12 protein-coding genes are annotated in these 15,897 nt (G+C 72.4%); 5 read left to right on the top strand and 7 right to left on the bottom strand.

The window, feature by feature from the left end:
- Window positions 1-37: 37 nt before the first annotated feature.
- Genes FL583_RS00650 through FL583_RS00635 form a run of 4 tightly spaced genes read left to right on the top strand, consistent with a single transcriptional unit; the run spans window position 38 to window position 5,161 of the window.
- Window positions 38-1,291: an alanine racemase gene (locus FL583_RS00650; RefSeq protein ID WP_240746539.1), complete on the top strand. Its 1,254-nt coding sequence runs from the start codon at window positions 38-40 to the stop codon at window positions 1,289-1,291.
- Complete coding sequence (locus FL583_RS00645; protein WP_142702439.1) at window positions 1,288-2,853, top strand: N-acyl-D-amino-acid deacylase family protein; 1,566 nt, start codon at window positions 1,288-1,290, stop codon at window positions 2,851-2,853. Before FL583_RS00650 ends, FL583_RS00645 begins: the two co-directional genes overlap by 4 nt.
- Window positions 2,850-3,467, top strand: coding sequence for a bifunctional 4-hydroxy-2-oxoglutarate aldolase/2-dehydro-3-deoxy-phosphogluconate aldolase (locus FL583_RS00640; RefSeq protein ID WP_142702438.1), 618 nt, complete (start codon window positions 2,850-2,852; stop codon window positions 3,465-3,467). Before FL583_RS00645 ends, FL583_RS00640 begins: the two co-directional genes overlap by 4 nt.
- Window positions 3,464-5,161, top strand: a complete 1,698-nt coding sequence (locus FL583_RS00635) for a GntP family permease (RefSeq protein WP_205751744.1) — start codon at window positions 3,464-3,466, stop codon at window positions 5,159-5,161. Before FL583_RS00640 ends, FL583_RS00635 begins: the two co-directional genes overlap by 4 nt.
- Before the next feature lie 51 nt (window positions 5,162-5,212).
- On the opposite strand, the gene FL583_RS00630 is transcribed toward FL583_RS00635, so the two are convergent.
- The 5 genes from FL583_RS00630 to FL583_RS00610 all read right to left on the bottom strand — a co-directional run bounded on the left by FL583_RS00630 (window position 5,213) and on the right by FL583_RS00610 (window position 12,356).
- Entirely contained in the window at window positions 5,213-7,153 is a 1,941-nt protein-coding gene (locus FL583_RS00630) for a glycoside hydrolase family 3 protein (protein WP_142702436.1), read from the bottom strand.
- Window positions 7,154-7,203: 50 nt separating this feature from the next.
- Window positions 7,204-8,325, bottom strand: a complete 1,122-nt coding sequence (locus tag FL583_RS00625; RefSeq protein WP_142702435.1) for a hypothetical protein — start codon at window positions 8,323-8,325, stop codon at window positions 7,204-7,206.
- A 2-nt stretch (window positions 8,326-8,327) separates the two neighbouring features.
- Window positions 8,328-8,852 carry a SigE family RNA polymerase sigma factor gene (locus FL583_RS00620; RefSeq protein ID WP_142702434.1) on the bottom strand — a complete coding sequence of 175 codons (525 nt, stop codon included), beginning with the start codon at window positions 8,850-8,852 and terminating at the stop codon, window positions 8,328-8,330.
- A gap of 90 nt (window positions 8,853-8,942) precedes the next feature.
- A complete protein-coding gene (locus tag FL583_RS00615) occupies window positions 8,943-10,349 on the bottom strand; it encodes a selenium-binding protein SBP56-related protein (protein ID WP_142702433.1) in 1,407 nt (468 codons plus the stop codon).
- Window positions 10,350-10,421: 72 nt separating this feature from the next.
- Window positions 10,422-12,356 (bottom strand): putative bifunctional diguanylate cyclase/phosphodiesterase, encoded by a 1,935-nt coding sequence (locus tag FL583_RS00610; RefSeq protein ID WP_170323418.1) that lies wholly within the window; start codon window positions 12,354-12,356, stop codon window positions 10,422-10,424.
- A 106-nt stretch (window positions 12,357-12,462) separates the two neighbouring features.
- On the opposite strand from FL583_RS00610, the gene FL583_RS00605 reads away from it, so the two are divergent.
- A complete protein-coding gene (locus FL583_RS00605; protein WP_142702431.1) occupies window positions 12,463-13,494 on the top strand; it encodes a substrate-binding domain-containing protein in 1,032 nt (343 codons plus the stop codon).
- Here FL583_RS00605 and FL583_RS00600 read toward each other — a convergent pair.
- Both FL583_RS00600 and FL583_RS00595 read right to left on the bottom strand, forming a co-directional pair.
- Window positions 13,487-14,749, bottom strand: coding sequence for an ABC transporter substrate-binding protein (locus tag FL583_RS00600; protein WP_205751743.1), 1,263 nt, complete (start codon window positions 14,747-14,749; stop codon window positions 13,487-13,489). The two genes, FL583_RS00605 and FL583_RS00600, sit on opposite strands and share 8 nt — an antisense overlap.
- A 109-nt stretch (window positions 14,750-14,858) precedes the next feature.
- Entirely contained in the window at window positions 14,859-15,848 is a 990-nt protein-coding gene (locus tag FL583_RS00595) for an NAD(P)-dependent alcohol dehydrogenase (protein WP_142702430.1), read from the bottom strand.
- Window positions 15,849-15,897: the final 49 nt, after the last annotated feature.

Here is a 15,897-nt window from a genome sequence, read left to right as displayed (position 1 = left end):
CCATTGCACAATGCGCAACGCTCGGAGGTGTGGCGGCGTGCGGTACGACGCGGAGAAGATCGGGCTGCTCGGCCCGGAGTACAAGGCGATCCCGGTCGACGCCTGGGGCCGCACCGGGGCCGACTTCGTCGCCTACGCGCCCGGTCTGGCGACGCTGCCCACCCCGCTGGTCACGCTCGACGCCGGGGCGCTGAACAGCAACGCCGCCGCGCTCACCGGCTGGGCCGGCCGGGTCGGCGTCGATCTCGCACCGCACGGCAAGACCACGATGGCCCCGTCGCTCTGGCGCGCCCAGCTCGACGACGGCGCCTGGGGCATCACGGTCGCGACGCCGTGGCAGCTGGCGGTCGCGCTCTCCGAGGGCGTGCCGTGCGTGCTGGCCGCGTATCCGGTGCTGGTCCCGGCCGTGCTGCGCCGGCTCGGGCAACCGCGGTCGGCGCGCGTCCTGGTCTGGGCCGACGGCGTGGACGTTGTCGAGGCGATGGCGCCGCACGTCGCCGGGGCCGCGCAACCGATCGACGTGCTCGTCGACTTCGGAGCGTCCGGCGGGCGCACCGGCGCCCGGACGATCGAGGCCGCCGTGGCCACCGCCCGGGCCGTCGCCGCCACGCCCGGCCTCCGCCTGGCCGGGGTCGCCGGCTACGAGGGCGTGCTGGCCCACGACGCGTCGGCCGAGAGCCTGGCGACGATCCGGGCCTACCTCGAGCAACTCGCCGCCCTGCACACCGCGCTCGGTGACCTCTACGACGGCGAGGCGATCGTCACCGCGGGCGGCAGCGCGTACTTCGACCTGGTCGCCGACGTGCTCGCACCGCTGCACGACCCGCCGGCCACCCGCGTCGTCGTCCGGGCCGGGGCCTACCTGGCCCACGACGACGGCTTCTACCGGGGCATCTCGCCGTCGAACCGGGCCTCCGGGCCGGGCTTCCGGGCCGCGCTGCACGGCTGGGTCCGGGTGATCTCCCGGCCCGAGCCCGGGCTCGCGCTGGCCGACGGCGGCAAGCGCGACCTGCCATTCGACGAGGGCCTGCCCGAGGTGCAGGCGGTCCGCCGTAGCGGTGCCGGCCCGGCCGAGGCGGTGACCGGCGCCGAGGTCACCGCGCTGGCCGACCAGCACACGTTCGTCCGCCTCACCGGCGACGCCGAGAACCTGCGGGTCGGCGACGTCCTGCGGCTCGGCCTCTCCCACCCGTGCACGACGTTCGACAAGTGGGGCCTGCTCCCGGTCCTCGACGACGCCCACGCGCCCGAGCCGGTCGTCGTCGATCTGGTGCGAACGGTGTTCGGATGAGCACCGCGATCCGGGGCGCCACGATCGTCGACGGCACCGGCGCGCCCGGGTACCGCGCTGACGCACTGATCGAGGGCGGTCGCATCACCGAGCTCGGGTCGACGGCCACCGCCACGCACACGATCGAGGCCGACGGTCTCGTCCTCGCGCCCGGCTTCATCGACATGCACGCACACTCCGATCTCGCGGTCGTCGCCGACCCCGAACACCTGGCCAAGACCACCCAGGGCGTCACCACCGAGGTCGTCGGCCAGGACGGCCTGAGCTACGCGCCGATCGACGACACCACGCTCCCGATCCTGCGCGAGCAGCTGGCGGGCTGGAACGGCGTCCCCGACGAGATTCCGTGGCGGACGGTCGGGGGCTATCTGGACGTCGTCGATCGCGGCGCCGCCGTCAACGTCGTGTATCTCGTGCCGCAGGGCAGCGTCCGCATGATGGTCGTGGGAACCGAGGACCGGCCGGCGACGCCGGACGAGGTCCGGCGGATGGCCGCGCTCGTGGGCGAAGGCCTCGACGAGGGCGCGGCCGGGATGTCGAGCGGGCTCACCTACGTGCCGGGCATGTTCGCCGACACCGACGAGCTGGTCGCGCTCTGCCGGGTCGTCGCCGAGCACGGCGGGTTCTACGCGCCGCACCAGCGCTCCTACGGGAAGGGCGCGATCGAGGCCTACGCCGAGATGGTCGAGGTCGCCCGGCGCAGCGGCGTCGCGCTGCACCTCACCCACGCGACGATGAACTTCTCGGTCAACCGCGGCCGGGCGGGCGAGTTACTGGCGCTCGTCGACGCGGCGCTCGGCGACGGCCTCGACGTCACGCTCGACACCTACCCGTACCTCCCGGGCTCGACGACGCTCGCCGCGGTCCTGCCGAGCTGGTCGGCGACCGGCGGTCCGGCCGCGACGCTGGCCCGTCTGGAGGATCCGGGCGCGCTGGCCCGGATTCGTGAGAACCTCGAGGTCACCGGCTCCGACGGCTGCCACGGCGTGGTGGCCGAGTGGGACACGCTGCAGATCTCGGGCGTCCGGAACCCGGAGCTGTCGGCGCTGGTCGGCGCGACGATCGCGGCGGTGGCCGCGGAATCCGGCCGGGAGGCGTTCGAGGTCTTCGTCGACGTGCTCCGCCGTGACCGCCTCGGCACGACGATCCTGCAGCACGTCGGCCACGAGCCGAACGTCCGCGAGATCATGCGGCACCCGAAGCACCTGGCCGGCAGCGACGGGTTGCTGGTCGGCGGGCGTCCGCATCCGCGGGCGTGGGGGACCTTCCCGCGGTACCTCGGCCACTACGTGCGGGAGGAGCGGGTCCTCGGGCTGGAGGAGTGCGTGGCCCGGATGACCGGCCGCCCCGCGGCCCGGCTCGGGCTCGCCGACCGCGGCGTGCTGCGGGTGGGCGCGGTGGCTGACCTGGTGTTGTTCGATCCGTCGACGGTCGCGGCCGGGGCCACGTTCGAGGATCCGCGCCGGCCTGCGGTCGGCATCCCGTACGTCTTCGTGGACGGTCAGCGAGTGATCGACGACGGGCGCCGGACGTCGGCGCGGCCCGGCCGGTCGCTGCGGTGAGCGCGCTCGGGGCGATGTTCGCCGACCGCGTCGTGTGCGTGGTGCGGGCGCCGGTGCTGCCGTCGGCTCCGGCGTTGTGCCAGGCGCTGGCCGACGGCGGGATCCGCACCGTCGAGCTGACGTTCACGACGCCGGACGTGCTGCGCCACCTGTCGGCGGCGGCGTCCGTGCCCGGCGTGGTCGTGGGCGTGGGCACGGTGCTGACCGCGTCCGACGCCCGGGCCGCGATCGACGCCGGGGCCCGGTTCCTGGTGACGCCGGGCGTGCTGCCCGCGGTGGCGTCGGTCGCGCTCGACGCGGGCGTGCCGTTCCTCCTCGGCGCGTTGACGCCGACCGAGGTGCTGGCCGCGGCCGACCTGGGCGCGGCCGCGGTGAAGGTGTTCCCGGCGTCGGCGTTCGGGCCGCGCTACCTGCGTGATCTGCACGGGCCGTATCCGGGGCTGAAGCTCGTGCCTTCGGGGGGTGTCACGGCCGCCAATGCGGCCGAGTACCTGGCGGCGGGGGCCGCCGCCGTTACCGCCGGGACGGGCGTGGTCCCTCCCGACGTGGTCAGCGCCGCTGACTGGTCCGGCATCACCCGACGCGCTACCGAGTTCACCGGAGGTCTGACGTGAGTTGGCTGCAAGATTCGACGGGCGGCTTACTGCTGCTCTGCGCGGCGGCGATCGCCGTGCTGCTCGCGCTGATCATCGTGGTCAAGCTCGAGCCGTTCATCTCGCTGCTGATCGCCGGGTTCGCGCTGGCGCTGGCGGCCGGGCTGCCGGTGTCGCAGATCGTCGGCACCGCGCTGAAGGCGTCGGACTCGGTGCTGGAGACCGGGTTCGGCGGCATCCTCGGCCACATCGCCGTGATCGTCGGGCTCGGCACCGTGCTCGGCGGGATCCTGGAGCGGTCCGGGGGCGCCGACGTGCTGGTCGAGAAGCTCACCGGGCGGTTCGGCGAGCGCGGGGCGCCGGTCGCGATGGGGCTGGCCGGGTTGATCTTCGGGATCCCGGTGTTCTTCGACATCGGCATCTTCGTGCTGGCGCCGCTGGTGTACATCGCGGCGCTGCGGGGCGGGCGGTCGCTGGTGCTCTATGCGCTGCCGATGGTCGCCGGGTTGTCGATGACGCACGCGTTCCTGCCGCCGCACCCGGGTCCGACGGCGGCGGCCGGGCTGCTCGGGGTGAGCCTCGGGTGGGTGATCCTGATGGGTCTGATCTGTGGGCTGCCGGCGTTCGCGGCGGCGGGTATCGCCTGGCCGCTGTGGATCGGGCGGCGGATCAGCATCTCGGTGCCGGAGGAGATGGTAGAGGCCGAGACGTCGGTCGTCGCCCAGCCGGCGGTGGTCGGTGCGGGTGTCGGCGGTGACCGTGGCTCGGGCGGTAGGGATGACGGCGTGAGCGGTGGCCGCGCCGCGGGCGGCGGCGTAGGAACTGGGGACGGCGGCGTGAGCCGGGCGGAGGATGGCCTGGCCGGAGCCGGAGCCGGAGCCGACGACGCGGCCGATACCTCGGCGAGCACGAGCACGAGCGCGAGCACGAGCGCGAGCGCGAGCGCGAGCGAGGGCCGCGGGGCGGGCGCGGCCGCGCCGATCAGCCCGGCGCCCGCGGGCCCGGCCGGTGGGTCGGTCGGGGTAGCCGGAGCGGTCGGGGTGCGGCCGGTGGGGTTGGGGACGGTGCTCGGGATCATCCTGGTGCCGCTCGTGCTGATCCTCGGCGCCACGTTCGGCACGGTCGCGCTCGACCCGGGCACGTTCCTGCAGGTGCTCACGTTCCTCGGCAACCCGGCCGTCGCGCTCACGATCGCCACGCTGCTCGCGTTCTGGCTCCTCGGCGTGCGCCGCGGAAGCACGGTCGCCGAGCTCTCCGAGGTCACGGCCGCGGCCCTGCGCCCGGTCGGGATGATCCTGCTCGTCGTCGGCGCGGGCGCGTTCTTCGGCAAGGTCATCTCGGCGACCGGCGTCGGCGACGCGCTGGCCGGCACGCTCAAGGACGCCGGCCTGCCGATCATCGCGCTGGCCTACCTGATCTCCTGTGCGCTCCGCCTGGCCCAGGGCTCGGCGACCGTGGCCCTGGTCACCACCGGCGGCATCGTCGCCCCGCTGGTCGAGAACGAGAACTACTCGGCCGCCCAACTCGCGGTGCTGGTGATCGCGATCAGCGCCGGCTCGATCATCGCCAGCCACGTTAACGACGGCGGCTTCTGGATCATCTCCCGCTACTTCAACATGACCGTGAAACAGACGCTCGCCACCTGGACCGTCCTGGAAACGATCCTCTCGATCGTCGGCTTCGCGATGACCGTCATCGTCTGGTCGATTCTCTAGCCCGCGCCGGGCGGGCCCATCAGGGGGAGGGCCCGCCCGGCAGCGGCCGGACTACGTGTGCAGGCCGTAGCCGAAGCGGAACAGCGGGTCGTACGACCGGTCGCCGACGTTGATCGGGACCTGGGACACCGAACGAGGCCAGCTCACCGGCAACCGGCCCGTGAACGGCTTCCGCCCGAACAGGACGTCCGCGACCCCGGCACCCTCACTGCCCGGCAACCACGACGCGACCAGCGCGTCCATCACCGGCAACTGGTCGGTGACGACCTGCGGCCGGCCGGAGACCAGCAGCACCACGCACGTGGAGACCGCCGCGCAGACCTTCGCCACGACGGCCCGATCGCCGGCCGAGAGCGTCAGCGACTTCGGTTCCTTCTGGGCCTCGGTGCCGTTCGGCCACACCGGACCACCGACGTCCCCGAAGCCCTCCGCGTACGGCGTCTCGCCGACCACGACGACACCCACATCGGCGTTGCCGACCGGGGCGGACGCGTCAGCGCTGTACGTCACCGACGGGTCCACCGCGCGGATGCCGTCCAGGATCGTCGTGCCGGGGATCGTGTCGGCTCCGGACCGGCCCTGCCAGTCGAGGGTCCAGCCGCCGGCCTGGTTGCCGATGTCGTCGGCGTTGCGACCGGCCACGTAGAGGCGAGCCTTCCGCGACAGCGGCAGCGCGTGACCCGAGTTCTTGAGCAGCACCTGGGACTTCGCGACCGCCTCGCGGGCCAGGGCCCGGTGCGCCGCGGTGCCAACCTGGCCGACCGACGCGTAGGGGTGCTCGAACAGCCCGAGCCGGAACTTCGTCCGGAGGATCCGCCGGACCGCGTCGTCGATCCGCGCCTGGCTGACCCGCCCGGCGACGACCTCGGCCTTCAGCAGGGCGACGAACTGCGGCGCGGTGTTGGGCTCCATGAACAGGTCGATTCCCGCGTTCACCGCGGTCCGGACCTGCAGCGCGGTCGGCCGCGGCGCATCGGCCGGCACCGACGGGTCGGGCAGCTGGTGGATGCCCTCCCAGTCCGTGACGACGAGCCCGTCGAACCCGAGCTTCTTCTTGAGGACGTCGGTGATGAGCTCCTTGCTCGCGTGCATCTTCACCGGGTTGCCGACGCCGTCCTCGGTCCAGTCGACGCTGGAGAACGACGGCATGATCGCGCCGACGTGGTGCTTCCGGATCGCGGTGACGTAGGGCGCCAGGTCGATGCGCGCGAAGTCCTCGCGCGACGTGACCGTGACGCCCTGGTCGATCGTGAAGTCACCGCTGCCGGTGCCGAACTCGGTGTCGCCGTCGCCCGCGTAGTGCTTCGCGGTGGCCAGCACGCCCGAGCGCTGGAGCCCGTCGATCGCGGTCTCCATCGAGATGACCAGGGCCGGATCCTCGCCGAAGCTCTCGTACGTGCGTCCCCAGCGTTCGTCGCGGGTGACGCAGACGCACGGCGCGAAGTCCCACGGCACGCCGGCCGCGGCGGTCTCGTCGGCGGTCGCGGCGTAGACCTTCCGCACCAGCGCCGGATCCCGCGTCGCGCCCAGGCCGATGTTGTGCGGGAACACCGTCGCGCCGAGCAGGTTGCCGTTGCCGTGGACCGCGTCCACCCCGTAGAGGAGCGGGATGTGCAGCGGTGTCGCCAGCGCCGCCCGCTGGAACCCGTTGATCATCGACACCCAGGCCGCGGCGGTGTTCGGCGTCGGCGTCGAGCCGCCGCCGGAGAGCACCGATCCGTAGCGCAGGGTGGTGATCTTCGAGGGATCCGCGGTGACGGCGGCCCGCTCGGCCTGCGTCATCTGGCCGACCTTGTCGTCCAGGGTCATGCGTTTCAGCAGGTCGTCGACCCGCCGCTCGACCGGTAGTCGGGGGTTGAGGTAGGGCGCGTCCGACGCCGCCCGAGCGGGCTCGGGGAGGACGGTCGGGAACGCGGCCAGGGCCAGGGTGGTCACGACGACGGCGACGCCTCGGAAGGGGCGCCGTCGTCGGACCGGGGTAAGGGGAGCCATGCCGTCGATTGTGGCCTGGGTCACATCCACAATGGGCGGTTATCGTGGGATTAGCGCACGGTGAAGATCGGCCAATCCGCCGCGTTCCGGAAGTTGCCGACGCGCTGGACGCTCGCGGTCGTCGACAGGCAGAACTTCTTGAACTCCGCTTCGGTGACCTCCGGATTCGGGTTCCAGTTGCAGGTGCCGGTGATCTTCAGGTCGTCGGCGGCCACGATCATCGTGCTGAACGTGCCGCCCTGACCGTTGCCCGACCGCTCGTGCTTGATCCGCGCCGGCCGGTCCTCGTAGACCGAGTCCGGCTTGCCGATGCCGGTGCCGAGCGGGTTCGCGTTGATGCTGATGAAGCCCGAGCCGGGCCCGGCGAAGGCGACGGTCGCCGACGGCTTCCGGCCTTTGCCGGACGACAGGTCGATCGTCGCCTGGAATTCGCTCAGCAGGGCACCGGTCGGGGCGCGCAGCGTGAACGGCAGCCGGGCGTGGCCGGCGAAGTTGACCCGAACGGCGGTGGCGATCTTGGCCGCCAGTTGCTCCGGGTTGGGCAGCCCCTCGATGTCGACCTCGGCCTCCGCGTCCGGCGCCCAGTTCCAGAGCAGCTGCCAGCCGAAGGGGTCGTCCCACTTGTTCAGCGTGGACGGATGGCCGTTGATGCTCGGGCCGGGCCTCGTCTCCACGATCTTGTTGCCCCTCTCGCGGTTCAGTTTCGTGCCCCGGGAGCCCAGCACGATCGAGACGGAGTTCCTGGTCATGTTCGGGCCGCGCCCGATGGCGTAGAAGCCCAGCGTGGTGTACCGGACCGAGGTGCCCCGCTCGTACAGCGAGTCCGGCACGTTGCTCACCAGCAGCTCGCTGCGCATCAGGTCGAACCGGACCGGCACGCTGCCCGGCTGCGGGATGCTCGCGTGCGGGTTCTCGGCCGGGAGCTTCTGGATCGGTAGCTTCATCGGCCCGGCCGGTGGCGCGGCCCGCTCGGCGCTGCCGCCGAGCGTCAGCGTGGTGACCGCCACGACGACGACCACGAGCACGGCCGCGGCCGCGGCGATCACCCAGCGCGTCCGGTCGCGGTCGCGGGCCTGGGCGAGCTCGATGATGCGATCGATGTCGACCGCGGCGGGCGGCGGCGCCTCGGCCACCACCCTGGTCAGTAGCGCGCGGGTCCGGGACTCGTCCATGATCAACTCCTCGTCCGGGTCGACGTCGTGTCGTCCGCGTCGACGTCGGGCAATGCGCGGCGGAGCGCAGCGAGGCCTTTGGCGGTCTGGCTCTTGACCGTGCCGGGGGAGCAGCCGAGCGTCTCGCCGGTCTCCTCCACCGAGAGGTCGGAGTAGTAACGGAGCGCGATCACGGCCCGCTGCCGGGGCGGCAGCCCGGCCAGCGCGCGGCGGACCGCGACCGCGGACGCGGCATCCGGGTCCGACGAGCCGAGGTCCTCCGGGAACCGGTCGACCAGCACGACCCGGCGCGCCCAGTTGGTGCGACGCTCGGACAGGAACGTCCGCACCAGCGTCGTGCGGGCGTAGGCGTGCAGGTGCGAGGCGGCGCTCGCGCGGTCCCACCTCGTGTAGAGCTTGACCAGCGCGTCCTGCACCAGGTCGTCGGCGTGGTGCCGATCCTGGCAGAGCAGGTACGCCAAGCGCTGGAGCGCGGGTAAGCGCTCCTCCACGTACTCCCGAAATGCCTCGTCCGGCCGGTCGCTCACGCTGTGCCCTCCGGTTGCCCCCGCGGTCTCACCACTAAGAGCCCGCCGGGAGCACGGAGGTTGCCTCCTTCCGGAGGCGAATCTGGTGGATCAGCGGTAGCAGTACGAATCGGACGACGCGTCGCCGCCCTGGAGCCGGATCTGGTGGACCCGCCGTCCCCGGAAGTCGTCGCCGTGCGGGAAGAACGACTCGTCGATGCTCAGCCCGCCGGCCGGGTCGACGTCGAGCTTGGCCATCCAGGCGCCGACGCCGTCCGGATAGAACTGGTCGTCCCAGGCCCCGTACAGCGAGTTCGTGAAGTACACGCGCCGGCCGTCCCGGCTGACCTCCACCATCTGCGGCCCGCCGGCCAGCGGCAGGTCGGGCCGGGCCGGGTGCGGCGTCCGTCCGACGATGCCGCCCAGCCGCACCGAACCGACCTCGACCGGGTGCGCGGGGTCGCTGACGTCGTACTGCTTGAGCTCGCCCGTCGCCCAGCACGAGACGTAGAGGAACTTGTCGTCGACCGACAGGTCGATGTCGGTGACCAGCGGCGGAACCGCGCCGAACGGCTGCAGCGCGGGCGGCAGCAACGCGGGGTCGGCCGGCTCGGCCGGGATCGTGACGACCTTCTCGACCGCGAAGCGGTCGCCGTCGCGGAACCACCGCCAGACCGACGCGGACAGGTCCGCGGTGGAGACCACGACGCCGACGAAACCCCAGGTCGCCTCCGGGTCGTGCGAGGGCCGGACCTCCAGCACCATCTGCTGCTCCGCGCCCAGGTCGACGCGCTGCAGGTGACGTCCCTCGGCCAGGTCCCAGAAGTGCAGCGCGTGCCCGTACTGGCCGCCGAGCAGGAGCTCGGGGACGACGCCGTTCTCGATCATCGAGGGGCTGCCCCACTCGCTGGACACGAGGACGTTCTGGTTCAGGTGCCACCAGGCGTCGTAGTGGAAGTGCTGCGGCCCGCGGTCGGTCTCCCATTTGCGGACGACGTCAAACGTGGCGTGGTCGAGCAGCGCGATGCCGCCGGGACCGTCCGGATCGTCCTCGGGACCGCCGAGGCAGGTGAGGAACACGCCGTCCGGGCCGCAGTGCAGCGTGTGCGGGCGGGAGTAGCCGGCCTTCGCGGCCAGCTCCTTCGCGTCGATGGTCTTGACCAGCTCGGGGGCGCGCGGGTCGGCGGCGACGTCGAGCACGTAGATGTTCGAGGACCGCAGGCCGGGCACCAGCAGGTTGCGCCGGGCCAGCCCGTGCATGTCGTGACCCTCGTGCTTGAGGGCACTGGAGCAGGCGTTCCAGCCGAAATGGTGCAGCTCGTCGCCGAGGTTCGGCACCTCGGTCCAGCCGACGACCCGGCCGTACTCCGGCGATGCCGGGTTGACGTCGACCACGGTCATCGCGTCCCGCTGCTCGGCCGCGCGGTCGAACACGGCCACGTACGCGAGCTCTTCGACGGGAGCCGCCGCGGCGTCGGCGGCAGTGCGGTAGAAGGTCGGATCCAGTGCGTGCGTCATGGCTACACCGCCTAACCGATAGGTCTGGTAGGTGGAGCCAGCCTACGGAACTCCCCGCCCGACCGACACCGGTCAGGGTGTGGCGGCGGCTGGGATCGGGCGGGTCCAGGCGACGAGTTCCTCCGGCGGCAGCGGGCGGCTGAACGCGTAGCCCTGGAGCCGGTCGGCGCCCAGCGAATCGACGACCGCGCACGTCGCCGCGTCCTCGACGCCCTCCACCACCACCTCCAGCCGCAGCGCGTGCCCCAGCTCGATCAGCGCACCCACGACCGCCTTCCCGCCCTCGGTCGCCCCGATCTGGGCGGTGATCGACCGGTCGATCTTGAGCTCGTCCAGCGGCATCGACTGGAGGTGGCCCATCGCCGAGAAGCCCGTCCCGAAGTCGTCGATCGACAGCCGGACGCCCAGCCCGCGCAGCTCGGTGAGCACCGCCGACGCGCGGCCGGCGTCGGGGAGCACCGCGCTCTCGGTGATCTCGGCGGTCAGCCGGCCGGGCTCGACCCGGTGCCGGTCGAGCAGCGACCGGACCCGGGCCGGAAAACCGGCGTCGAGGAAGCACGCGCCGCCGACGTTCACCGCCACCGGCAGGTCGAGGCCGGCGTCGAGCCAGGCCCGGTGCTGGGCCAGGGCCCGGTCGAGGACCAGGTCGGTCAGCGCCGGGATCAGGTCGTTCTCCTCGGCGATCGGCACGAACTCCTCCGGCGTGAGCAGCCCGCGGGACGGGTGCGGCCATCGGACCAGCGCCTCGACCCCGCGCACCTCGTGTGTCGACCGGCGGACGATCGGCTGGTAGTGCACGGTCAGGTCGCCGCGCTCGACGGCCTCGCGCAGCTCCGCGACCACGGTCAGCCGCTCGGACGTGTGCCGGTCGTCGTCCGGGCGGTAGAACGCGATCCCCAGCCCGCCCCGCTTGGCCAGGTACATCGCGATGTCCGCGTGCTGCAGCAGCTCCCCGGCCGAGCCGCTCGGCGTCGGATAGCGGGAGATACCGACGCTCCCCGACACGTCGACCATGACGCCCTCGACCACCATCGGCCCGCAGAGGGCCACGTGGAAGCGATCGCCGATCTCGACCGCGGTGCGGTCGTCGGGGACGCCCGGGATCAGCACGGCGAACTCGTCGCCACCGAGGCGCGCCACCAGGTCGTGCCGGCGGGCGGCCTGGGTCAACCGGGCCGCGACCTCCTTCAGCAGCTCGTCGCCGGCGTGGTGCCCGAGCGTGTCGTTGACCTCCTTGAACCGGTTGAGGTCGAGCAGCAGCAGCGCGACCCCGTCGCCGGGGGCGCAGTCGGCCAGCGCCTGGTCGACCCGCTCGTGCAGCAGGCCGCGGTTCGCCACGCCGGTCAGGCTGTCGTGCGAGGCCCGGTACTGGCTCTCGTCGGCCTGCCGCTCGGTGCCCCGCTGATAGGCGAACAGCACGAGCGTGCAGAGGACGACGAGCGCGACGTCGACCGCCGAGATGACCTCGACCGCGACCAGGATCCGGTGGTTGGCCTGCTGGGCGTCGCGGAGGACGCCGCTGGCCTCCAGGCCGTTGCGGGCGATGTTCACCGTCGCCTGCTTGCGCAGCGCCGACGCGCTCAGCGCGGCCTGCTCGGCGTCGAGCAGCACCTCGGCCCGGTCGCCGCGCTTGTCGGCCTCGACGAGCGTCCGCAGCGTGTAGCTGTACCCGCCGTAGGTGTTCTGGAGCGCGCGGGCCTGGAAGGCGTCGGCCTTGCTGCCGTTGGCGGTCAGCCAGCGGAGGTTCGGCTCCGCCGAGCCGATCGACGAGATCAGCGGCTGCCGTCCGACCGCGCTGTCCGCGCGCAGAAAATCGACCAGCTGTTCGTATTCGATGCTGATCTTCAGGTAGACCTGGTTCCACTGCTGGCTGGTCTGCTCGTGGGCGGAGATCGTGGCCATCGCGCTCGCCGACCCGCGGCTGCTGAACACGGCGAGACCCGCGAGGAGAGCCAGGCCGATCGCCAAGGCGGCCGCCGCGCTCCGCGCGACCGCGCGTCGTCGCATCCACGAGAACCCCATCCTGGGACCCATCGGCCGCGGTGGGGGTGGGCTGAGCCGCCGGACGCAACAAACCCCTGCAGAACGAAGTGCGCGGGCCGATGAGGAGGGCATGCGCGTCCTGCTCGTCGTGGCGCTGCTCGTCGCCGTCGCCGGCTGCACGAGAGAACCCACGACGACGCCGCTGGCCGCGCTCGTCGTCGTGGGCGCGGAGCTCAACTCGGTCACGCAGCTGGTCCGGGGCTTCGCGACCGGCGTCGACCGCGTCGGCGGCGTGCGTCACCGCGAGTTCGGCCCGCAGATCGCCGACACCGCCCAGCAGTTGCGCCAGTTCCAGACCCAGCGCACGCCGCGCCCGGACAGCTACGCGATCTTCACCTACAGCCCGGAGCTGTTCGCCGACCCGCTGGCCGAACTGGCCGACGACGGGACGCCAGCCGCGATGCTGCAGTGCGCGCCGGCGCCCGGCTCGGACGTCCCGCTGCTGGTCGGCAACGACAACCGGCTGCTCGGCGGGCTGCTCGCGCGTCAGGTCGCCCGCCGGGTGCCGACCGGAGCCACCGGCACGATCGTGATCGGCAACCCGGCCCCCGGCGTCCAGTCCTACGACGCCCGCATCACCGGGCTCCGGGAGGCGTTCGGCGTTCTGTTCCCCGGCGTCCGGGTGCTCGGTCCGTTCGACACGAAGCTCGACCCGAAGATCAACCAGGAAGCCTGGAACGTGCTGGTCGCGGCCAATCCCGATGCGCTGGCGTTCGTCGGGGTGGGCGACATGGACAGCGTCAGCATCGTCGCGGCCCGGGCCGCGCACCACGCCCACTGGGCCGCCGGCGGCGTCGGTCTGGCGGCCGGGGCGCTGCAGGCGGTCGTCCGGGACGACCTGGCGCTCGTCTCGGGGGAGACGTTCCTGCAGGGTGCGGTGCTGGGCCGGCTGCAGGCGCGGTACCTGCGCTACGGCGAGAGCCTCCCGACCGGCTGGGTGCAGATCCCGCCGCTGGCGATCACCCGGATGAACGTCGCCGGGATCGTCGCCCGGCAGCGGGACGCAGCCACGACCGCCGCCTGGTTCCGCGCCCAGGCCGACCAGATCGCCGACCACCCGGCCCGGTACCTGAAGCCGCTGGCCGACGCGACGCTCAGTTGACGCCGTTCTCGGCCGCCACCGTCCGGGCTGCCTTGACCGCGTCCGACCAGGCCTGTTCCGGCTTCTTGCCGTGGTACTCGACGTTGCGCAGCTCGTTGAGGTAGACGTCCTGGATCGCCGCGTCCGAGGGTGCCTCGTACGCCCGGCGGGTCTTCCGGGCCGACGCGCTGAACACGTCGATCGTGCGCTGACCGCCGTAGTAGGGCTCGGGCTCGGTCAGCGCGGGCATCGAGTAGCTGGACGGCGTCGACGGGAAGAGCCGGGCGTCGGTGTACGCGCGGGCCTCGTTCTCCGGGCTGAGGATCCACTCGATGATCTCGAACGCGGTCGCCTGATCGGTGGTCGAGGCCGGGATCGCGAGGAACGACCCGCCGATGTTGGCGCCGCCGGCCGGGCCGGCCGCGACCCGCCAGGCCCCCGACGCGCTGGGCGCGTCGCTCTCGATGTCCTGCGCGTGCCAGGCGGCTCCGAACGACACCGCGATCGACCCGGCGGCCAGCGCCGGCCCCCACCGCTTGTCGTCGTTGTCGATCCCGGCGCACAGCCCACCGGTCGACGCCTGCACCGCGACGTCCCAGGCGTTCTTGACGTGCTCGTCGTCGCCGACGAAGTGGTTGAACTGGTCGACGAAGCGCTTGCCCGACTGGCACACCTCGATCGTGAACATCGTCAGCGTGTTGGCCAGCACGTACGTCCCCGGTAGCCGCGCGCGCAGCCGCTTGCCGAACGCGAGGAACTCGGCCCAGGTCGCGGTGGCCGCGTCGACGTCGGCCGGGTCGGTCGGCAGGCCCGCGCGGTCGAACACGTCGGTCCGGTAGAACATCGCGGTCGGGCCGATGTCGATCGGGATCCCGACCTGCCGGCCGTCGACCGCCGTCGCCTCCTGCCACTTCGACGGCAGGTAGGCCGACGTCAGCCGGTCGGCGCCGAGCGTGGTCAGGTCGACGAACTGGTCGGCGCGGGGCAGGAACGAGGCGATGTCCTCACCCTTGATCCCGGTGATCGCGGGGGCCCTCCCGGACAGGGCGGACGTCAGCTTCTGCCGGAAGTTGCCGGAGTACTCGCTGTAGATCAGCGTCGTGTCGTTCCGGAACTTCTGTTTGGCGTCGGCGACGACCTTGGTGCTGAGGCCGCCGGGCCAGCACCAGAGCGAGGTCCCGTCGGTCTTCCCGGCGCCGGTCTTCGTGCCGCACCCGGCGGCGGCCACCGGCGCGAACAGCGACGCCTTCAGGAGCGATCGACGGCGAATCTGCACCTGTACCCCCGAAATTGCCGCATAAACGAAATTTCGCCCAGGCTACAGGTAGGGGCGGAAGAGCAGGCGAGCCAGGCCCTCCAGCGAGTCGATCGCGCGGCCTGGCGTTCTACGCGGTGAGGACGACCTTGGCCCGGGCGTGGTCGGTCTCGAGGTAGCGGATCGCGTCGGCCGCGGCGGCCAGCGCGTACGTGCGGTCGATGACCGACGTCAGCCTGCCCTCCTCGACCAGCGCGCCGAGCTCGGTCAACGCGCGCGTGCTCGGCTTCGCCTCCGGCACCTCGATCCGCTGCTTCACGAACCGCGACTGGAGCTTGGCGGCCACGATGAGTTTCATCGGCCCGAAGGGCGTCCCCCCGGTGGAGACCCCGCCGCCGGAGAGCAGCAGGGTCCCGGTCGGCGTCAGCGACCGCTTGAGGTCGCGGAGCGACCGGTTCCCGACGAGGTCGAAGACCACGTCGTACTGCCGGTCACGCGTCCGGAAGTCGGTCTTCCGGTAGTCGACGACGTCGTGCGCGCCGAGCGATTCGACCAGTTCGACGTTGCGGGTGCTGCACACCGCGGTGACGGTCGCGCCGTGGGCCGCGGCGAGCTGCACCGCGTACGTGCCGACGCCGCCGGACGCGCCGTTGATCAGCACGGTCTGCCCGGCCTCGACCCCCGCGATCTCGACGAGGCTGAGCAGCGCGGTGTTCCCGGCCAGGGGCAGGGCCGCGGCCTGCTCGAACGTCATGCTCGCGGGTTTGCCGGCGACTGCGTTCCGCGGCGCCACCACGTACTCGGCGAACGCGCCCGGGGCCTCGCCGAACACCGCGTCGCCCGGCCGGACGTGGGTGACCGACGCGCCGACCGACTCGACGACGCCGGCGAAGTCGGTGCCGCGGACGCGCTGTTTCGGGGCTGTGAGGCCGCCGACGTCCGGGGCCATGAGCCGGGCGACGTAAGGGTCGCCGCGCATGACGTGCCAGTCGCGGGCGTTGACCGAGGCGGCGCGGACCCGGATCAGCACGTCGTCGTCCTTGCTCGGCCGGGGTGTCGGCACGTCGGTGAACGAGAGCACGTCGGGTGAGCCGTAGCGGTCCTGGACGATGGCCTTCATCGGAGCTCCTTACGTTGTAAGGCTGGCTTACGGCGTAAGGTAGCCTTAC

This window comes from Cryptosporangium phraense (genome assembly GCF_006912135.1).
Taxonomy (GTDB): domain Bacteria; phylum Actinomycetota; class Actinomycetes; order Mycobacteriales; family Cryptosporangiaceae; genus Cryptosporangium; species Cryptosporangium phraense.
This window is presented reverse-complemented; position numbering and strand designations above follow the sequence as displayed.